We start from the raw sequence: 16,135 nt of genomic DNA, 5'->3' as shown, positions 1-16,135 counted from the left end.
TTCAGGACCCGTCTCCGCCGGCAGGCGCATCCAGGACCTGGAAAGCAGGCATCGTGTGAAGCATTCCCATGGTCTCCAGCTCCGCATACAGATCGGCCACCGCAGCAGCGGTCCAGTCCTTGACGGCTATCAGGGTCCCGTCCGGGTCCTCCCGGGTTACTGCATCCAGGGGGAAGGGAACCCTGCCGTACCCGGTCCGCGAGAACCAGTTCAGATAGCCGACGGACGGGGTGTAAATCGAGCGGTTCCCTCTGCCTAGCCGTTTCTCCATCTCCCTGCAGGCATCCATGGTGTCCGGGGTAAAAAGGCAGGCGGTTTCCGGCTGCCAGATCCGGGCCAGCCCGCCGAACCAGCTGTGGGCCTCCTCCGGTGGGCCAATGATGAATTCTGCTGGCGGCCGCAGGGAGATGCTGTTTGCCGGGGTGCCCCAGACATTACTGCGGCCGGCAGAGATATCGAACTGAAACAGTCCGTTGTCCGGATCGCCGGAACCGGTCAATGAGAATTTTGCCCTGAGTGTTCCGGTGTCCACATGCGAGTCGGGAACATCGCGCTGGCGGGGACTTTGAATCAGCGCACCCAGCGCTTCCGGCGCGTCCGGGATGTCGACCCATTTAGGTCCGGGCCCGAAGAGGGTTTTCACGGACATCTGCCATCGCGCATCGGGATCCGGGAACCTGCTTCGGAACAAGGGAAGCGTCAGCAGGATCCGTTCGGCGACCTGTACCGGAGTCTCCTTGCGCGACCCCCATTCCAGGGACAGCCAGGCATGGACCCGGTCGGTCTTCGGGAACAGTTCCCCCACGGTTTGTGCCATGGGCCACAACATACCCGACATGTTTCCGGTCCAGGGAGACAACCCGGCCGGGACGGGCGACCGGTTTCCTAGCTGCGGCTGAAGGCGTCCAGCTTACGCTGGGTCTCCATCTCGTGGCGGACCTTCAGCTCGTAGTCGATAAAGGCCTCGATCATGGCCGTGTACGTGCGTTCCACCACATTGCAGTCGCCGTCCTGCTCCTGGGCCGCATGGCGGACATGGGCAATGACTTCCTCCATACGCTTGGGCGAGCGGACGGCGTCGTCGTTGTCCTTCAGTCCCCCGGCGAGCCGGACCAGCCGCTGCCGCCGCCAGATCAGCGCGACAATTTCCTCATCGATTTCGTCAATTGCTGTCCGGACATTATCGAGCTGTCCCGAAACGGATTTCTGCTCAGCTGGTTCCATGCCTTAAGAGTAACCACCCCCGGGCTGCGGGCGCCGCACCGGGCCTCCGCTGCCCGGGTATGGCCGTTCGGCGTCTTCATGGCAGGATCAGAGGCGTGAACCCCCACGTTTCCGTGGTCACCGTAGGCGTACGGGACCTCGAAGTAACTCACGCGTTTTACGTTTCGCGGCTCGGCTGGGAAACAGTCCAATACGTCCCCGACGAGGTGATCTTCTTCCAGATCAACCACGGGCTGCTCCTGGCCTTTTTCCGGGCAGACCATCTGGCGGCGGAAGCCGGCGCGGTCGGCGAGCTCCACAACGCCCCGGTCACCCTCGGGCACAACGTGGACTCGGCCGCAGAGGTAGACGCCGTGCTGGCCAACGCCGCCGGTGCAGGCGGGGTCATCACCGCCCCCGGAACCCAGATGAGCTGGGGCGGCTATTCCGGCTACTTCACGGACCCCGACGGGCTGCGCTGGGAAGTCTGCTTCAACCCCGGCCTCAGGGTGGACGACGCCGGCCGGGTCACCCTGGCAATGATTTCCGAATAGGCTCCCGCTAGAACAGCACGTCCTCCGTCGGCACCGTCTCCGCCGGGTCCGGATGCAGCAGGTACTCGCCGTCGTTGCGCACGTTGCCCACGGCGGGGTGGGCTTCGGACAGTGCCCAGTCCGCCGCCGTCGTGTAGGCCTGTGCCGTAGCCAGGGCTACCAGCATGCCGGCATCCCGCCGTGCCGGGTCCAGCCAGGCAGCCATTGCGTCCGGGGACAGCGGCAGCGGCAGCCGGTCATGCAGGCCGGCCAGTTCGCCCAGCACGGGTTCGGCGCTGTCCGCCGGAGGCGAGGCGACGGTGAGGATCGACGTCGAGAGCAGCCACTTCTCCGGGTCGCCTTCGGCCTTGGCCGGATCCCGCCACCACTCGTACAGGCCGGCAAAGTAGATCGGGGCGCCGTCGGCCCGGGAAACGTGGAACGGGCGGCGGACCTTGCCGGGGCCTGCCTTCCATTCGTAGTAACCGTCCACCGGCACCGCGCAGCGGCGCGAGAGAACTGCGTCACGGAAGGTGGGCTTTTCCAGGACGGTCTCGCTGCGGGCATTGAACGCACGTACGCCTACGGATGCATCGGCTGCCCACCCCGGCACCAGGCCCCACCGGGCAACGTGGATCTGGCGCACCTGCGTCCGTCCCCGGCCCGGCACCTCCACGAACCGTTCCAGGACAACGGGGACGTCCGACGTCGGGGCCACGTTCCAGGACGCGCGCAGTTCCAGACGGGCGTCAGCCTCCGCTTCAGCGTCGGCCACAAGGTCCCCCGCGGAGCGGGCCATGACGTATCTTCCGCACATGCCTCCAGTCTGCCACCGGGAATGCCGTCGGCCGGAATACTGTTGGATCAGGCAACAATCCATTTCGACGAAGAGGAGCAACCATCGTGGCTGCCACTGCTGAAGCTTTCACTCCCGCAACCGGAACCATCACCATGTTCTCCACCTCCTGGTGCGGATACTGCCGGCGGCTGAAGTCCCAGCTGGATGCCCAGGGCATCGGTTACACCGAGGTCAACATCGAGGACGTGGAAGGTACTGCGGATCTGGTGGCCTCGCTCAACGGCGGCAACCAGACCGTTCCGACCGTGATTTTCCCGGACGGTTCAGCGGCCACCAACCCTTCCGCTTCTGAGGTGAAGTCCCGCCTCGGCCTCTAGCGGGCGGGGCCCCTCGGGGCCGTCGGACGGCGGAACGACGTGCTTGACTCTCGGTTACTGAGTAGTAGTGTGGGGGCTCTTCCAGAGGGAACGGTACTACCGGGACACGAAGGAGCGAGATGAAGACCACGATGACACGGACCGCCGTCCTCCTATCGACAGCCGGACTGATCGCCGGTTCCGCGGTTTTTGCGGCACCAGCTTCAGCGGCCGTCACCGAATGCGAACCCGGATCGACGGCAACCACCTTCACCGGGTCCACCACAAGCCGGGAAACAGCCGGCACGGCAACGCTCACGAACAGTTCCACGGTCACTGCACCTGTCGGGCTCACCAGTGAACGTTCCGTGACCAGCCAGGCGTCTACCAAGGGGCCGGTACCGCTCAGTGCAATTCTCCCCGCAGTGCGGACCGAGGTCAGCCCGCTGGCGTTCGAAACCGCCAGCTGGCGTGCCGGACAGTCGATATTCCAGCTGACCTTGCCTGCGGGCCAGTCACACGATGTGACATACGGGTTCAACCTGATGTCGTTTTCCGGTTCGCAGCAGGAATGCGGACTCGACGGACGCTTCGGTCCCGCAACGGACTTCAGCGGCACCGTTCCGACCGGAACCTTCGTAGACTTCTAGCGCCGCGGGTGGGAACCTGCCGGGCGGTGAGTCAGGGACGCAGCAGTGCCTTTATGGTCCGCCGTTCGTCCATGGCCCGGTAGGCTTCCGGGGCCTCGCCCAGGGGCAGCTCCAGGGTAAACACCTTCCCCGGGTCGATTTTCCGCTGCAGGATCAGCCCCATGAGTTCGGGCAGGAACCGGCGTACCGGTGCCGGGCCCCCCAGCAGATGGATCTCCGCGAAAAAGAGCTGTTCCCCGGGCAGCTGCACGCCGTGCGGCACCCCCACGTAGCCCATATGGCCGCCGGGGCGGGTGCAGCCGATGCCCTGCAGCATCGAAGCCTGGGTTCCCACTGCCTCGACCACGCTGTGGGCGCCCAGCCCGCCGGTCAGCTCGCGCACCGCTGCCACGCCGTCGTCGCCGCGCTCCTGGACAATGTCCGTGGCTCCGAACTCCCGGGCCAGTTCCTGCCGGTCCGGGTGGCCGCTCATGGCGATGATCCGTTCGGCGCCCATCTGCCGGGCGGCCAGCACGGCCAGGAGGCCCACCGCGCCGTCGCCCACAACCGCAACTGTCTTGCCGGGCGCGGCTTCGGCAGCAGCCGCCCCGAACCAGCCGGTGCCGAGCACGTCCGAAGCGGCAAGCAGCGACGGGATCACCTCTGGCTCCGGCGCTTCCGCCGTCGCCACGAGCGTGCCGTCCGCGAGCGGAACCCGCAGATACTCGGCCTGCGCTCCGCCGACGCCGGCGGCATGGACACACCGGCTCTGATACCCCGCTGCACAGATCTCGCAGGTGTTGTCGGAGGCGAAGAAGGAACCCACCACAAACTGGCCCGGCTTGATCTGTGACACGGCCGTGCCCACTTCTTCGACCACACCCACGTATTCGTGCCCCATCGGGCGGGGACGGCGCACCGGCTCGATGCCCCGGTACGGCCACAGGTCCGATCCGCAGACACAGGCTGCCACGACCCTCAGGATGGCGTCAGTGGACTCCTTGAGCACCGGCCGGGGGACATCCTCCACCCGGACATCCCGCTCTCCGTACAACAGGGTTCCTAGCATGGGCACTTCCTGGTGTTGGCAGCCGACAGTCTCCGGACCCGTTCCTGCCTTCCATGCTAGGACGGTGCCCGGCCCGGCGGCAGGCCCTGACGGCTAAGCCCGGAGCGGAAGGGTAATTCCGGCTTCGCTCCCGGCGCTTGGGGTCCATAGGATGGGAAGCGGGATGCTGGACTCAGGCTTCCCGCCCGGACATCGAAAGAGGCAGCACACTCATGGTTCATAAGGTTCAGGCCGTAGTCGTCAAGGAAAAGAACGCCCCCGTCTCGCTGGAGACCATCCTGGTTCCGGATCCCGGGCCCGGCGAAGCGCTGGTGGACATCCTCACCTGCGGCGTCTGCCATACCGACCTGCACTACAAGCAGGGCGCCATCAACGATGACTATCCGTTCCTGCTCGGACACGAAGCCACCGGCGTCGTTTCCGCCGTCGGTCCCGACGTTACCGAGGTAGCCCCCGGCGACCGCGTGGTGCTGAACTGGCGCGCTGTCTGCGGCGAATGCCGCGCCTGCCGCAAGGGCGAGCCGCAGTACTGCTTCAACACCGCCAACGCCACGCAGAAGATGACCCTGGAGGACGGCACCGAGCTGACGCCCGCGCTGGGCATCGGCGCGTTCGCCGAGAAGACCCTCGTGGCCGCCGGCCAGTGCACCAAGGTGGACGACGACGTCGACGCCGCCGCGGTGGGCCTGCTCGGCTGCGGCGTGATGGCCGGCATCGGTGCCGCCATTAACACCGGCGCCGTGCAGCGCGGAGAATCCGTGGCCGTAATCGGCTGCGGCGGCGTGGGCATTGCCGCCGTCGCCGGCGCGAAGCTGGCCGGGGCCACCACCATCATCGCCGTGGACATCGATTCGGCCAAGGTTGAACTGGCCATGGCCCAGGGCGCCACGCACGGCATCAACTCCAAGGACGAAGATCCGGTGGAAGCCATCCGCGCCCTCACCGGCGGCTTCGGCGCCGACGTCGTGATTGACGCGGTGGGACGCCCGGAAACGTATAAGCAGGCCTTCTACGCCCGCGACCTCGCCGGCCGCGTGGTCCTGGTGGGCGTGCCGAACCCGGAGATGAAGATCGAGCTGCCGCTGGCGGATGTGTTCGGCCGCGGCGGCTCCCTGAAGTCCTCCTGGTACGGCGACTGCCTGCCCTCCCGGGACTTCCCCATGCTGGTGGAGCAGTACAAGCTCGGCCGGCTGGACCTGGATGCCTTCGTCACCGAGCGCATCGGCCTGGGCGACATCGAGGAAGCCTTCACCAAGATGCATGACGGCAAGGTCCTGCGTTCGGTGGTGGAACTGTAATGTTCCGCATCGACAACGTGGTCACCTCGGGGACCTTCTCCCTGGACGGCGGCACCTGGGACGTGGACAACAACGTCTGGATTGTCGGCGACGACGCCCAGGTCATCGTCATCGACCCCGCCCACAACATCAACGCGGTTGCCGAAGCCGTGGGTGACCGGGAGGTCATGGCCATCCTGCTCACCCACGGGCATGACGACCACATCCGTGCCGTCGGCGAGGCCCGGGACCGGTTCAGCGCCCCGGTGTTCCTGCACGCCGCGGATCGGATGCTGTGGGACGCCGTGTTCCCCGAGGAGGGACCGGACGATGTGATCGAGGACGGCGACACGTTCGAGATTGCCGGCCATACCCTGCGCGCCCTGCACACGCCGGGCCACTCCCCCGGGTCGGTCTGCTTCTCGCTGGCGGCCGGCGAAGACGTTCCGGAGCCCGTGGTGTTCAGCGGTGACACGCTGTTTAACGGCGGTCCCGGTGCCACCGGCCGTTCCTACAGCGACTTCCCGACCATCATCGAGTCCATCCGGGAACGGCTGCTGACGCTGCCGGCGGAGACGAAGGTGCTCACCGGGCACGGGGATTCGACGTCGATCGCCGCCGAAGGCCCGCACCTGCAGGAATGGATCGACCGGGGGCACTAGGACCCGCCGTGGTCTTCCATGCGCATGCCTTGACCGCCCGGGTTAGGGTATGCGCATGGGGGACCACAGGAACATGCTGCTGGATTTGACCGTCGACGAGGCCCGCGCGGAGGAACACGTGGTCCATGTGCGGGACTGGTTCCGCCGCACCGGGTGGAGCAAGGCCGATCCCGAGGCTTATGACGAGTCCTACGAGATGTACCCCGCCGATTCCTTCGGAGAGCGCAGTGCCACGCTGTTTGCGGGAAACGGCGTGTACTCGTTTGTGCCCCTTCACGGCATCTACACGGGCGGCGGTGATTCCTACGGTCCGCGCTGCCGGGAATGCGGCACGGAATACGACCTCGACGAAGCTGTCCAGCTGGCGATTGCCTGGTCGGACAGCCACGTCGAGCCGGTCCTGTCCTGTACGAGCTGTTCCAGGCAGGAGCCGATGGGCGACTGGGAGATCCTCAGTTCCCTGACGGTGGCCTCCTTCGCCGTCATCATCGATGTCCACGACCGCTCGTTGGATCCCGATCGCCTCATCGCTGCCCTGCGGGAAGAACTCCGCAGCCAGCTTGGCGGACGCTGGGTCCATATGGTCGAGAACATGTGAGCATCTCCAGCCCTGCGTTAGGGTATGCGCATGGGGGATCACCGGGAGATGCTGCTGGATTTGTCCGTCGACGATTCGAGTGCCGAAGCGCGGATGCATGAGGCACGGAAATGGTTCCGGGACAGCGGCTGGAGTGCATCCGCGCCCGACAACTACGACTTGATCCATAGCAAACATGTGTCCGACGGACCTGGCCCCCGCCTGCTGGGGCAGCTGGACCCACGCTCGCCACACTTTGTCTTCACCTTCATCCCCGGCCGCGATTTATACATTCTGGGCGACAGCACGGCAGGTCCGGAGTGCCGAAAATGCGGTGAAACTACGGATATCGATGAGGTTGCCGGAATGGTCGGGGAGTGGCTGGACTCCTACCGGGAACCAGACCTTACCTGTCCCCGCTGCTCATGGCATGCGCCTTGGGGAAACTGGGACCTCAGTTGGTCACTGGTGGTTTCCTCGTTTGCCGTCATCATTGACCAGGACTCGCAGACCCCGGACCAGCGCGAATTTCCCCGGTACCTCATGTCCCGGCTACAGGCCGACCTCGGCGGGCGATGGGTACTCATGCACTATCACGATTAGGGGCCGGGGCCGCCGATTCGGGCAGACCCTTGTATCGGGTGTTATCCCGCCGGAAACTGAACTTATGGCCCTGCAAATCAGTCCCGCTTTCTGGAAAATCCTGCCGGAGTTGCGCTACGAACCCACGCCGCGGCGTATCCGTGCACAGCTCGGCGGCAACACCGTGGTGGACTCCACCGACGCCGTGCTGGCCTACGAGCCGCGGCGGGTCACCCCCATCTACGCAGTGCCCGCCGAGGACATCGCGGCAGAGGCGACAGCTGCCTCGGAGCCCGACGGCGACCCGCTGGCCGAGGTGCCCCCGGATGCCCTGATGGACCCGCGCTACCCGTTCTCGGCACACACCGCCCCCGGCCAGCCACTGGACCTGCGCGCGGGATCGCACGAGCTGCCCGGCGCCGGGTTCCGTCCGGATGATGCGGATCTTGGCGGGTATGTGCTGCTGGACTTCAACGCGTTTGACCGGTGGCTGGAGGAAGACCAGGTGGTCGAGGGGCACCCCCGGGATCCCTTCCACCGGGTCGACGCCCGGGATTCCTCGCGTGCGGTGCGGGTGCATCTGGACGGACAGCTGCTGGCCGAGACCCGCCAGCCGCTGCTCGTCTACGAAACCATGCTCCCGCCGCGGACCTATTTTCCGCGCCAGGATGTTGACTGGGATGTCCTCAACGCATCAACCTTCCGCTCCGTCTGTCCGTACAAGGGGACGGCGAACTACTGGTCGGTGACCGGGCATCCGGGGGGCGCGGACCTGGCCTGGTCGTATGAACGGGTGCTGCCCGATTCGGCGCAACTGAAGGACCGGGTCTCGTTCTTCGATGAGCGCACCGAGGTCTACGTCGACGACGCCAAACAGGAGATCACCTCCCTGTTCCGCTTCTGAGGCTGTTTCAGTCCGCCGTATCAGCGATCTGGATGAGGTTGCCCACGGTGTCAAAGAAAACCGCCGTCGTTATTGGTCCCATCCGGGTAGGCGGCTGAGTGAAGGCCACGCCCAGGTCCAACAGCCGGTGAAATTCGTCCTCCACGCTGTCCACGGCGAAGGAGGTGAACGGGATCCCGTCCGCTACCAGCGCCTCCGTGAACGGCGCGACGGCGGGATGCCCGGCCGGTTCGAGCAGCAGTTCCACCCCGGCGTCCTCCCCCGGCACCCCCACGGTCAGCCAGCGCGCCCCGCCCGCCGGCACATCCTGCCTCTGTTCGAATCCCAGCACCCGCGTGTAAAAATCCAGTGCCTTGTCTTGGTCGTCCACAAAAATACTGGTCACCACAATTCTCATGGGTGCTCCCTGTCCGTTCGGGTTTTCACGAGCCGACTATCCGGGAGTTCCGTCGGCACACGGCCAGTATCCGGTGCACCAGGCAAATGCGGGAGGGGGTCCTGTCAAACCCCCGGCTGTGCAGGGCACTGGCCGCTGATTACCGGGACTCGTAGCGTTGTTGCCCCAATGCCGCATCAATAGGGAAGGCAACACCATGTCAACGCCTAATGAATCGTACGAACTTGCCCGCCGGCGCGTCATCGCAAAAACCATCTACAAGGGAGTGGTCGGTCTCTGGCTGCTGCTCGCGGTCCTTCAGGTCGCTATCTGGTACTTCACGACGCCGGACGGCTACTTCTGGCCGGTCTGGCCGATCCTGGGAACTCTTGTCGCCGCAGTCATTGCGGGGATCCCCGTCTACGCAGGCCGTCCCGCCATATCGGATCGCCGTATTGAGGCCGAAGTGGCTCGGATGCGGCGAGACGGCTGACCCGTACCAGGAGAGGACATCATGCTCGACAGCACCCACCAGGTCATCGCCGGCGTCGTTCTCCTCACCGTCATCGGCGTCGCATACGGTGGCCGGTTCGTCTTTACAGCGGTAACCGGACGATTCCCGGCGAACGACCTCCAAAAGAGCTTCTTCCGCGCCGGCCACGCTCACGCGGGAGTGCTCATCATCCTCGGCCTCCTGGTCATGGTGATCGTGCAGGCGAACGGCGTGCCCGAGCCGTTCGCCACGATTTCCCTCGGCGTCCTCGTGGCTGCAATCCTGATGCCCGCCGGTTTTTTCGTCTCCGTCATCGGCCGCGATCCCGCACGGCCTAACCGGGCCATTATGCTTCTCTGGATTGGAGCGGCTGTGCTGGGCGTCGGCCTGCTGGCCGCAGGCGTCGGACTCATCATTCAGGGGGTCACGTCAGCGCCATGAACGTGACTGAGACAGTTGCCCTGGTAACCGGAGCGAACAGGGGGCTGGGGCGTTTCTGGATGCAGACACGCAAGCCGTCAAGGACCAGCTGAGCCTGCCTCCCGAAGCTTTTTACGCAGGCATGGGGCCCTTCGCCTGAGCCGCTGCCGGGGTTGAGCTGACGGACCGTTGAGCGCGCTGCAGATTGCGGATGAGTTCCTCGCGGCTTTGTCCATCGACGTGGTGCCGCCACATCGGCGTACCGGGGCTGCTGCGCCAGGATTCGCTCAGCGGACTGTTATCAACTGCGTCGAATCCGAGATCGTCATAGAACCGGGTCACCAGTTCGACGGCCTCCGGATAGTCGCTGGAGACGACCAGCGCCTTACGGTCAGGTGCTCCGGCCGGTCGCGCCAGCCGCATGATGGCCGGCAGCGCGTCGCTGGGGACACGGAGGTGGAAGCGCTCATGGAACTGGACGTGATTGAACGCCTTGACGACCTTCGAGGTGGGCAGCTGTTCCTGACGTAACTCATGAATTGTCTTGAGCCCCGAATCGACGTCGGGGAAGTTCCCGTCGCGCCAGACCATGTAGTTGTTGTTGTCGATGACGACCTTTCCTGCGAGTTCCTGCACCGGCAGCCGGTCACCGGGCGCATACGGAAACGCGGTAACCGCGAAGTCAGCTGCAGCCGCAGCCTCTGCCGCGGTGGCGACGCGTGCCCGCGGTCCCAAGTCCTTGACCAGCCGCTGCAAGGTTTCGGGTCCCCGCGAATTCGCGATAACGACGTCGTAGCCCGCCGCCGTTGCCACCCGGGCAAGCGTTGTTCCGGCCTGGCCCGCGCCGAGGATGCCGATAGTAGTCACGGTATTACTCCTTGGTTAGCCTGGCGCCGGTTTGCGGATGTTCCTGGCTCGTGTTCGTCGACAAGGCTGCGGAGGCAAGGAGCGCAAGTTTCTCGGCATTGTCCGAGCCGGCGTCGGGGTGGTAAACGACGAGCATCAGTCCGTCCGCTCCGTTGATACCCAGCCGCTCCCGGTTGAGCGTCATTTCCCCGACCTGCGGGTGGTTGAGCAGCATCGGTGTGCCTCTCTGGGCCCGCACTTCATGCCGTGCCCACATTCGGCGGAAGTAGGGGCTCGCCAGCGAAAGCTCTCCGACGAGTTCTATGAAACGGGGATTATCGACATCCTTGCCCACGGACTGCCGAAGGTTCGCAATGAAGCACTCCGTCACCACTTCCCACTCCGGATAAAGGGCCTGCTCGGCCGGGTCGAGGAACATGTCCCTCAGCTGGTTCCCCCCGACATCAAGACGCGGTGAGAGCGCTTTCGCCAGGCTGTTCGCGGCCAGGATATCGAAGTACCGCCCCTCGATGAAGGCGGGCTGGGCCAGCGAATCCAGCAGCTTGAGTGCACCGGCGGGAACGGTTTCCTTGGACGGCCGGCGCACGCGCTGCCGGGGAACGTCCGCGACCAGCGTGAGCAGGTACGCGAGGTGGTCGTCGTCAAGTTGGAGCACGCGGGCGATGGACTCGAGGACCTGCACGGAGGGGTGCCGGTCCCGCCCGCGCTCCAACCGCAGGTAGTAATCGGCGCTGATGCCGGCGAGCATGGCCACTTCCTCGCGCCGCAGTCCGGGCACGCGCCGCACACCTATCTCCGGGATGCCGGCCTGCTTCGGTGTTACCAGCTCGCGCCTGGCCCGCAGGTAGTCGCCAAGGGCGTTCGATGTCTTACTCATGGGAGCCAGCCTAGGACCTGGCAGGGCGGTTGGGACAGCGGCAGAGGGGGTCCTGTCACTCCCCCGGCTGGACAGGGCTCTGGCCGGTGAAAGCAGGCATTCGTAGCGTTGCAGTGGCTCAGCTGGAGCTGGAGCCTACCGAGAGGACAGAAAATTGACCATCACATTAATCACCGGGGCGAACAAGGGCATCGGATTCGAAACGGCCAGGCAACTGCTGGAGTTGGGGCATGTCGTTTACATAGGTGCCCGTGACGCCGAGCGGGGTGAGAAAGCCGCAGCAGGGCTGGGCGCCCGATTCGTACAGCTCGATGTAACCAACGACGCCTCAGCCAGCAGCGCACTCGCGAGCATCGATGCGGACGAGGGCCGGCTCGACGTCCTGGTGCACAACGCGGGCGTCCTCGAGACGGAGATGGACGGCCCCTCCGCCCTCCGGGCCTTCGATACCAATGCGGTAGGTATTGTCCGCGTCACGCAGGCCGCACTCCCCCTGCTGCGCAGGTCCGCCAACGCCCATGTGGTCACCATCTCGAGCAGCGCCGGTTCCTTCTGGGCAGTCACCAACCCCGATCGACCGGAGTTCGACCTGCCGCTTGCGCTCTACTCGGCGTCAAAGACGGCGGCGACCATGCTCACGGTGCAGTACGCCAAGTCCCACCCGGGCATTAAGTTCAACGCACTCGAACCCGGAACCACTGCCACGGATATGACGGCCCGCTTCGGTATCGGGAGGTCACCGGAAGAAAGCGCACGAGTCGTTGTACGCCTCGCCACCCACGGCTCGGAGGGCCCAACCGGAACCCTCCGGGACGAAAACGGCGAGCTGCACTTCTAGGAGAAGGATCACCACAATGACCGCCACCCCCGCACACATCACCAAAGCAGGCCAGACAACCTCCTGGGGTGGTGTCGTCTCGCTCGGCCTTGGAATTTTCGCGATCGTTATGTCTGAGTTCCTGCCCGCGAGTCTCCTCCCGCGTATCGCCGGAACCCTGGACGTATCGGTCGGTGCTGCAGGACAAAGCGTGACCATGACCGCCGTCGCTGCTGTTTTCTCGGCCCTCTTTATCGCAGTGGTCCTCCCCCGCACCGATCGCCGGCGGGTCATGATCGGCCTTACCGCCCTGGCCATCCTCTCGAACATCCTCGTTGCCCTGGCACCCGGCCTTTTCGTTCTTTTGTCCGCGCGGCTCCTGCTCGGCGTTGCCCTTGGCGGCTTCTGGGCAATGGCCACCGCCATGGCCGCGCACTTGGTGCCCGCCGACCATCTCGGCCGCGCGCTGACCGTCATCAACGCCGGTGTAGCGGTTGCAACCATCGTTGCCGTACCTCTCGGCGCCTGGCTCGGGGAAATCTGGGGATGGCGGGCCGTCTTTTTCATCGCCGCAGTCGTCGCAGCTCTGGCCCTGCTCGTGCAAGCGGCCACACTGCCGGCCATCAGACCTACAGGAGTGAGCGGGCTCCGCGCCCTCGGGTCGACCCTTCGCTCCGGAGTGGTCGTAGTGGGATTGGTTGCGGTCCTGCTGGTCTTCGGCGGCCACTTCGGCGGATTCACGTATATCCGCCCGGCGGCAGAAACCGTGTCCGGAATCGATGCCGGCGGTCTGGCCGTGCTGCTGCTCGTGTTCGGAGCCGCCAGCGTCCTGGGCACCGTTCTCAGCGGGCCCCTGGCCGACCGTGCGCTTCGGGCCGCAGTGTTCCTTTTCCCTGCGGTATTGGGACTCGGAATGCTCGTTATGCTCCTCGCCGGCGGATCAATCACCGGCCTTTTCATCGCCGCCGCACTCTGGGGGTTTGGTTTCGGCGGAATCCCGACCGCAGTGCTCAGCTGGGGTGCCAGGACTGCACCGACACGACTCGAACAAATCGGCGGGCTCGTCGTGACGGTCTGCAATATCGCGATCGCCGTCGGAGCTGGCTTCGGCGGACTCCTCGTCGACGGCGCCGGTGCCACCTATGCCCTGACCGTCGGTGGAATTGCGGCGATCGTCGGCGCGTTGATACTGACGAGTCTTCCCCGAACAAAAACGACGGTGGTGTCAGCCGGTTAACGCACCGCGGTCAAACCAATTCTATTGACGGGGCTGCGGCATGGCCGCGGACCAGGCCGTGCCGGGCCAGTTTCCGAAGGTGATAGCTGGTCGCTCCCCTCGATTCCCCCACCCGTTTTCCCATGCTGCTCGCTGTCTGAGGACCGTACTGGGACAAGGTGTCCAGCAGCTGCGCCCGGAGCGGGTGGGCGAGGGCCTTGAGAACGGACCGTCGAGGACGCGGCGGCGTTGGTCGGCTGCTGTGCGGGGCTGGGTGGACCCAGCATGACAAAATGACCTGCATCACTGTGTCTATGAGTCCCAGCACTCACCAGCCCTGAAGGAGCTCCGATGCCCGCTTCCGAAATGCGTTCAAAAACGCTTGAATACTCCCCTGCAGAACGGGACGTCGCACGCATATTCTCGCGGACCGGACTCGAGCACCTGCAGGCGCTTGCCGCCGGCGAGGTTCCCGGCCCGCCGATCAGCAGCCACGTGGGGCTGCGCCTCGTCAGCGTGAGCGAGGGGGATGTGGTGATGACGGCGGAACCGGACGAATCGCACTACAACCCGATCGGGTCCGTCCACGGCGGCTTTTTCGCCACCGTCCTGGACTCCGCCTGCGGCTGCGCCGTGCACTCCACGCTGCCGGCCGGCGCCGGCTACACCAGTCTCGAACTCAAAGTGTCCTTCCTGCGGCCCGCCACCGCGAACACGGGCACAGTCACCGCCCACGGATGGGTGACCAAGGCCGGGCGCAACGCAGCGTTTGTCGAAGCGGACCTGCGCGACGCCGCCGGCCGGGTTCTCGCTACCGCGTCAAGCACCTGCCTGGTGGTGGGTCCCGAGCCGTCGGGAAGTTGAGCCGGCGGTGAGGGAAACGGTGACGAGGACGGCGCAAAGCAGCACCGATGTCAGCAGCAAGACCAGATAGGCCACCGTTAGCAGACATGCTGGCGTGCCAAGGGCCGCACGACCCGGCATCCGGAAAGTCGACGCCCGTCTAGTCCAGCCCCTCGAACACATCGCCCAGTACGGCTGCCCCGGGCTGCCACGGCGGCCACGCGATGGCCAGCATCTCGGAGCTGACGGTGCGTCCCCAGCGGACATCTTCCTCCACGTCCGGCGGCACCCCCGGGGACACCACATGGCGCTGGGTCCGGTGCTCCATCAGGCCCGCCACCACCCGGTGAACCACGCTGCCGACATCGACCTCGATCCCGATCTGCTCGTCCGGGATCGGATGCACGTCGTACACCCTCCCCTCGATCCACGGTTGAAGTCCGTGCCGGATCCGGCTGCGGTTCCACCGGTCCCAGGTGGAGCGGCACACTCCGCCGTGCAGCAGGCGCTGCAGCCCCGGTCCGCCGTCGGCCTTCAGGCGCCCGAACGCCGCGTCCGTGGCCGCGCCGACCGCGATGTGGTCCGGGTGCCCGGTGAGCCCGTCGGGACCGAAAGTGGCGACGACGTCGGGCCGCTCCTGGGCCAGGATGCCGCCGATGCGCTCCTCGAGTTCCACGAAGGGAACCTCGGCGACCGCGCCGTCGTCGTAGTCCAGCCACTCGTGGCGGTCCGGCGGCCGGCCGTGAGCCGTCCAGGCGGCGTCCGTCTCCCGCCGGCGGATCCGGCCGAGCGGTTCGTTGACCGGCGGGTAGGACGGATCGATCTGCCCGGCGCCGCCGTCGGTCGCGTGGACCAGGACGAAGCGGAACTCCGGATCGTCTTCGTGCAGTGCCACTGTTCCCGCCAGCCCGTAGGCGTCGTCGTCGGGATGGGCGACGACGAGGGCAAGGACATGCGATCCGGTCATTTCCGGCACCTCCCGCGGCAGGGGATTCTGCCACCGTTCCAGCGTAGGACGAGGGGCAGGCCAGAGGAACCTGCTGCTCTTTCGGGTATTTTCCGGCGGCATTCGTTACGGTGTGGCATGAGCGATAACCGGGAACAACTGCTGGACCTTTCCGTAGACGCGGAAGGAAGCGAGGAACGATTCAGCCAGGTACGGAGCTGGTTCCGCAGCACCGGCTGGAGCATGGCCGACCCTACGGTCTACGACCCCTACTACGACAAGCATCCCGCCGACGCCTTCGGACCGCGCACTTTGGCGGCATCCGCAGACGCCAACGGAAGCTACAGCTTTGTCGCCGAACGGGAGTACTACTTTGCCGGTGAGGGTACCGGGGGTCCCGTTTGCACGCGCTGCACTTTCCAGTTTCCGCTCGAGCTGATTGTTCCGCTGGTCAGTGAATGGTACGACGGCGGCCCCGAGCCCCGGCTTGCCTGTCCCGACTGCTCATGGACGGGACTATTCGGTGACTGGGACCTGGGGAGTTGCATGGCCATGGCGTCCTTCGCGGTCATCATTGATACCGGCACCGGCGGGTATTCACCCGAACTCGTTACGACCCTGCTCGAAGCCCTCCGTACAGACCTCGGGGGACGCTGGGTGCACATCAATAAGTACATTTAAGCCGGGCC

At 65.6% G+C, this 16,135-nt stretch carries 23 protein-coding genes; 14 read left to right on the top strand and 9 right to left on the bottom strand.

Annotated features, from left to right (window positions below):
- Position 1: 1 nt before the first annotated feature.
- Both LJ760_RS13765 and LJ760_RS13760 read right to left on the bottom strand, forming a co-directional pair.
- Positions 2–817, bottom strand: a complete 816-nt coding sequence (locus LJ760_RS13765) for a hypothetical protein (RefSeq protein ID WP_227921232.1) — start codon at positions 815–817, stop codon at positions 2–4.
- A 68-nt stretch (positions 818–885) separates the two neighbouring features.
- Positions 886–1,224, bottom strand: a complete 339-nt coding sequence (locus LJ760_RS13760) for a chorismate mutase (RefSeq protein WP_227921230.1) — start codon at positions 1,222–1,224, stop codon at positions 886–888.
- Positions 1,225–1,319: 95 nt separating this feature from the next.
- Here LJ760_RS13760 and LJ760_RS13755 point away from each other — a divergent pair, with 95 nt between their 5' ends.
- The gene (locus LJ760_RS13755) at positions 1,320–1,757 is read left to right on the top strand and encodes a VOC family protein (RefSeq protein WP_227921228.1); all 438 of its coding nucleotides are present in this window, start codon (positions 1,320–1,322) and stop codon (positions 1,755–1,757) included.
- Positions 1,758–1,764: 7 nt separating this feature from the next.
- On the opposite strand, the gene LJ760_RS13750 is transcribed toward LJ760_RS13755, so the two are convergent.
- Entirely contained in the window at positions 1,765–2,553 is a 789-nt protein-coding gene (locus LJ760_RS13750) for an SOS response-associated peptidase (protein WP_227921225.1), read from the bottom strand.
- Between the two features lie 134 nt (positions 2,554–2,687).
- Between LJ760_RS13750 and LJ760_RS13745 the strand changes: the two genes are divergently transcribed.
- The gene (locus LJ760_RS13745) at positions 2,688–2,912 is read left to right on the top strand and encodes a mycoredoxin (RefSeq protein WP_227922737.1); all 225 of its coding nucleotides are present in this window, start codon (positions 2,688–2,690) and stop codon (positions 2,910–2,912) included.
- Between the two features lie 119 nt (positions 2,913–3,031).
- On the top strand, positions 3,032–3,541 hold the full coding sequence (locus tag LJ760_RS13740) for a hypothetical protein (RefSeq protein ID WP_227921222.1): 510 nt from the start codon (positions 3,032–3,034) through the stop codon (positions 3,539–3,541).
- 31 nt (positions 3,542–3,572) lie between these two features.
- On the opposite strand, the gene LJ760_RS13735 is transcribed toward LJ760_RS13740, so the two are convergent.
- Positions 3,573–4,589 carry a zinc-dependent alcohol dehydrogenase family protein gene (locus tag LJ760_RS13735; protein ID WP_227921220.1) on the bottom strand — a complete coding sequence of 339 codons (1,017 nt, stop codon included), beginning with the start codon at positions 4,587–4,589 and terminating at the stop codon, positions 3,573–3,575.
- Between the two features lie 212 nt (positions 4,590–4,801).
- Here LJ760_RS13735 and LJ760_RS13730 point away from each other — a divergent pair, with 212 nt between their 5' ends.
- The 5 genes from LJ760_RS13730 to LJ760_RS13710 all read left to right on the top strand — a co-directional run bounded on the left by LJ760_RS13730 (position 4,802) and on the right by LJ760_RS13710 (position 8,591).
- Complete coding sequence (locus LJ760_RS13730) at positions 4,802–5,887, top strand: S-(hydroxymethyl)mycothiol dehydrogenase (protein ID WP_227921218.1); 1,086 nt, start codon at positions 4,802–4,804, stop codon at positions 5,885–5,887.
- The gene (locus LJ760_RS13725; protein WP_227921217.1) at positions 5,887–6,528 is read left to right on the top strand and encodes an MBL fold metallo-hydrolase; all 642 of its coding nucleotides are present in this window, start codon (positions 5,887–5,889) and stop codon (positions 6,526–6,528) included. The genes LJ760_RS13730 and LJ760_RS13725 overlap by 1 nt, the downstream gene beginning before the upstream one ends.
- Before the next feature lie 55 nt (positions 6,529–6,583).
- Complete coding sequence (locus LJ760_RS13720; RefSeq protein ID WP_227921216.1) at positions 6,584–7,126, top strand: hypothetical protein; 543 nt, start codon at positions 6,584–6,586, stop codon at positions 7,124–7,126.
- Between the two features lie 30 nt (positions 7,127–7,156).
- Positions 7,157–7,708, top strand: a complete 552-nt coding sequence (locus tag LJ760_RS13715) for a hypothetical protein (RefSeq protein ID WP_227921214.1) — start codon at positions 7,157–7,159, stop codon at positions 7,706–7,708.
- 64 nt (positions 7,709–7,772) lie between these two features.
- Positions 7,773–8,591, top strand: a complete 819-nt coding sequence (locus LJ760_RS13710; RefSeq protein ID WP_227921212.1) for a DUF427 domain-containing protein — start codon at positions 7,773–7,775, stop codon at positions 8,589–8,591.
- A 7-nt stretch (positions 8,592–8,598) separates the two neighbouring features.
- Here LJ760_RS13710 and LJ760_RS13705 read toward each other — a convergent pair whose 3' ends face one another.
- Positions 8,599–8,988, bottom strand: a complete 390-nt coding sequence (locus LJ760_RS13705) for a VOC family protein (protein ID WP_227921210.1) — start codon at positions 8,986–8,988, stop codon at positions 8,599–8,601.
- Between the two features lie 196 nt (positions 8,989–9,184).
- Between LJ760_RS13705 and LJ760_RS13700 the strand changes: the two genes are divergently transcribed.
- Positions 9,185–9,460, top strand: coding sequence for a hypothetical protein (locus LJ760_RS13700; RefSeq protein WP_227921207.1), 276 nt, complete (start codon positions 9,185–9,187; stop codon positions 9,458–9,460).
- A gap of 21 nt (positions 9,461–9,481) precedes the next feature.
- Entirely contained in the window at positions 9,482–9,901 is a 420-nt protein-coding gene (locus tag LJ760_RS13695; RefSeq protein WP_227921205.1) for a hypothetical protein, read from the top strand.
- Positions 9,902–10,012: 111 nt separating this feature from the next.
- Here the strand turns inward: LJ760_RS13695 and LJ760_RS13690 are convergent, their stop codons facing one another.
- Together LJ760_RS13690 and LJ760_RS13685 are read right to left on the bottom strand one after the other, a co-directional pair.
- Positions 10,013–10,747: an NADPH-dependent F420 reductase gene (locus tag LJ760_RS13690; RefSeq protein WP_227921202.1), complete on the bottom strand. Its 735-nt coding sequence runs from the start codon at positions 10,745–10,747 to the stop codon at positions 10,013–10,015.
- A 4-nt stretch (positions 10,748–10,751) separates the two neighbouring features.
- Positions 10,752–11,624, bottom strand: a complete 873-nt coding sequence (locus LJ760_RS13685; RefSeq protein ID WP_227921200.1) for a helix-turn-helix domain-containing protein — start codon at positions 11,622–11,624, stop codon at positions 10,752–10,754.
- A 154-nt stretch (positions 11,625–11,778) separates the two neighbouring features.
- Between LJ760_RS13685 and LJ760_RS13680 the strand changes: the two genes are divergently transcribed.
- On the top strand, positions 11,779–12,462 hold the full coding sequence (locus tag LJ760_RS13680; protein WP_227921198.1) for an SDR family NAD(P)-dependent oxidoreductase: 684 nt from the start codon (positions 11,779–11,781) through the stop codon (positions 12,460–12,462).
- 16 nt (positions 12,463–12,478) lie between these two features.
- The gene (locus LJ760_RS13675; protein ID WP_227921195.1) at positions 12,479–13,678 is read left to right on the top strand and encodes an MFS transporter; all 1,200 of its coding nucleotides are present in this window, start codon (positions 12,479–12,481) and stop codon (positions 13,676–13,678) included.
- 10 nt (positions 13,679–13,688) lie between these two features.
- Here LJ760_RS13675 and LJ760_RS17595 read toward each other — a convergent pair whose 3' ends face one another.
- Positions 13,689–13,961, bottom strand: coding sequence for a winged helix-turn-helix domain-containing protein (locus LJ760_RS17595; protein WP_442860652.1), 273 nt, complete (start codon positions 13,959–13,961; stop codon positions 13,689–13,691).
- A 47-nt stretch (positions 13,962–14,008) separates the two neighbouring features.
- Here LJ760_RS17595 and LJ760_RS13665 point away from each other — a divergent pair, with 47 nt between their 5' ends.
- Entirely contained in the window at positions 14,009–14,521 is a 513-nt protein-coding gene (locus LJ760_RS13665; protein ID WP_227921193.1) for a PaaI family thioesterase, read from the top strand.
- A gap of 139 nt (positions 14,522–14,660) precedes the next feature.
- Here LJ760_RS13665 and LJ760_RS17320 read toward each other — a convergent pair whose 3' ends face one another.
- Positions 14,661–15,467 carry a PIG-L deacetylase family protein gene (locus LJ760_RS17320; protein WP_231709317.1) on the bottom strand — a complete coding sequence of 269 codons (807 nt, stop codon included), beginning with the start codon at positions 15,465–15,467 and terminating at the stop codon, positions 14,661–14,663.
- A gap of 117 nt (positions 15,468–15,584) precedes the next feature.
- On the opposite strand from LJ760_RS17320, the gene LJ760_RS13650 reads away from it, so the two are divergent.
- Positions 15,585–16,127, top strand: a complete 543-nt coding sequence (locus LJ760_RS13650; RefSeq protein WP_227921191.1) for a hypothetical protein — start codon at positions 15,585–15,587, stop codon at positions 16,125–16,127.
- Positions 16,128–16,135 lie beyond the last annotated feature (8 nt).

It is taken from the genome of Arthrobacter sp. zg-Y895 (assembly GCF_020731025.1).
In the GTDB taxonomy this organism is placed as follows: domain Bacteria; phylum Actinomycetota; class Actinomycetes; order Actinomycetales; family Micrococcaceae; genus Arthrobacter_B.
This window is presented reverse-complemented; position numbering and strand designations above follow the sequence as displayed.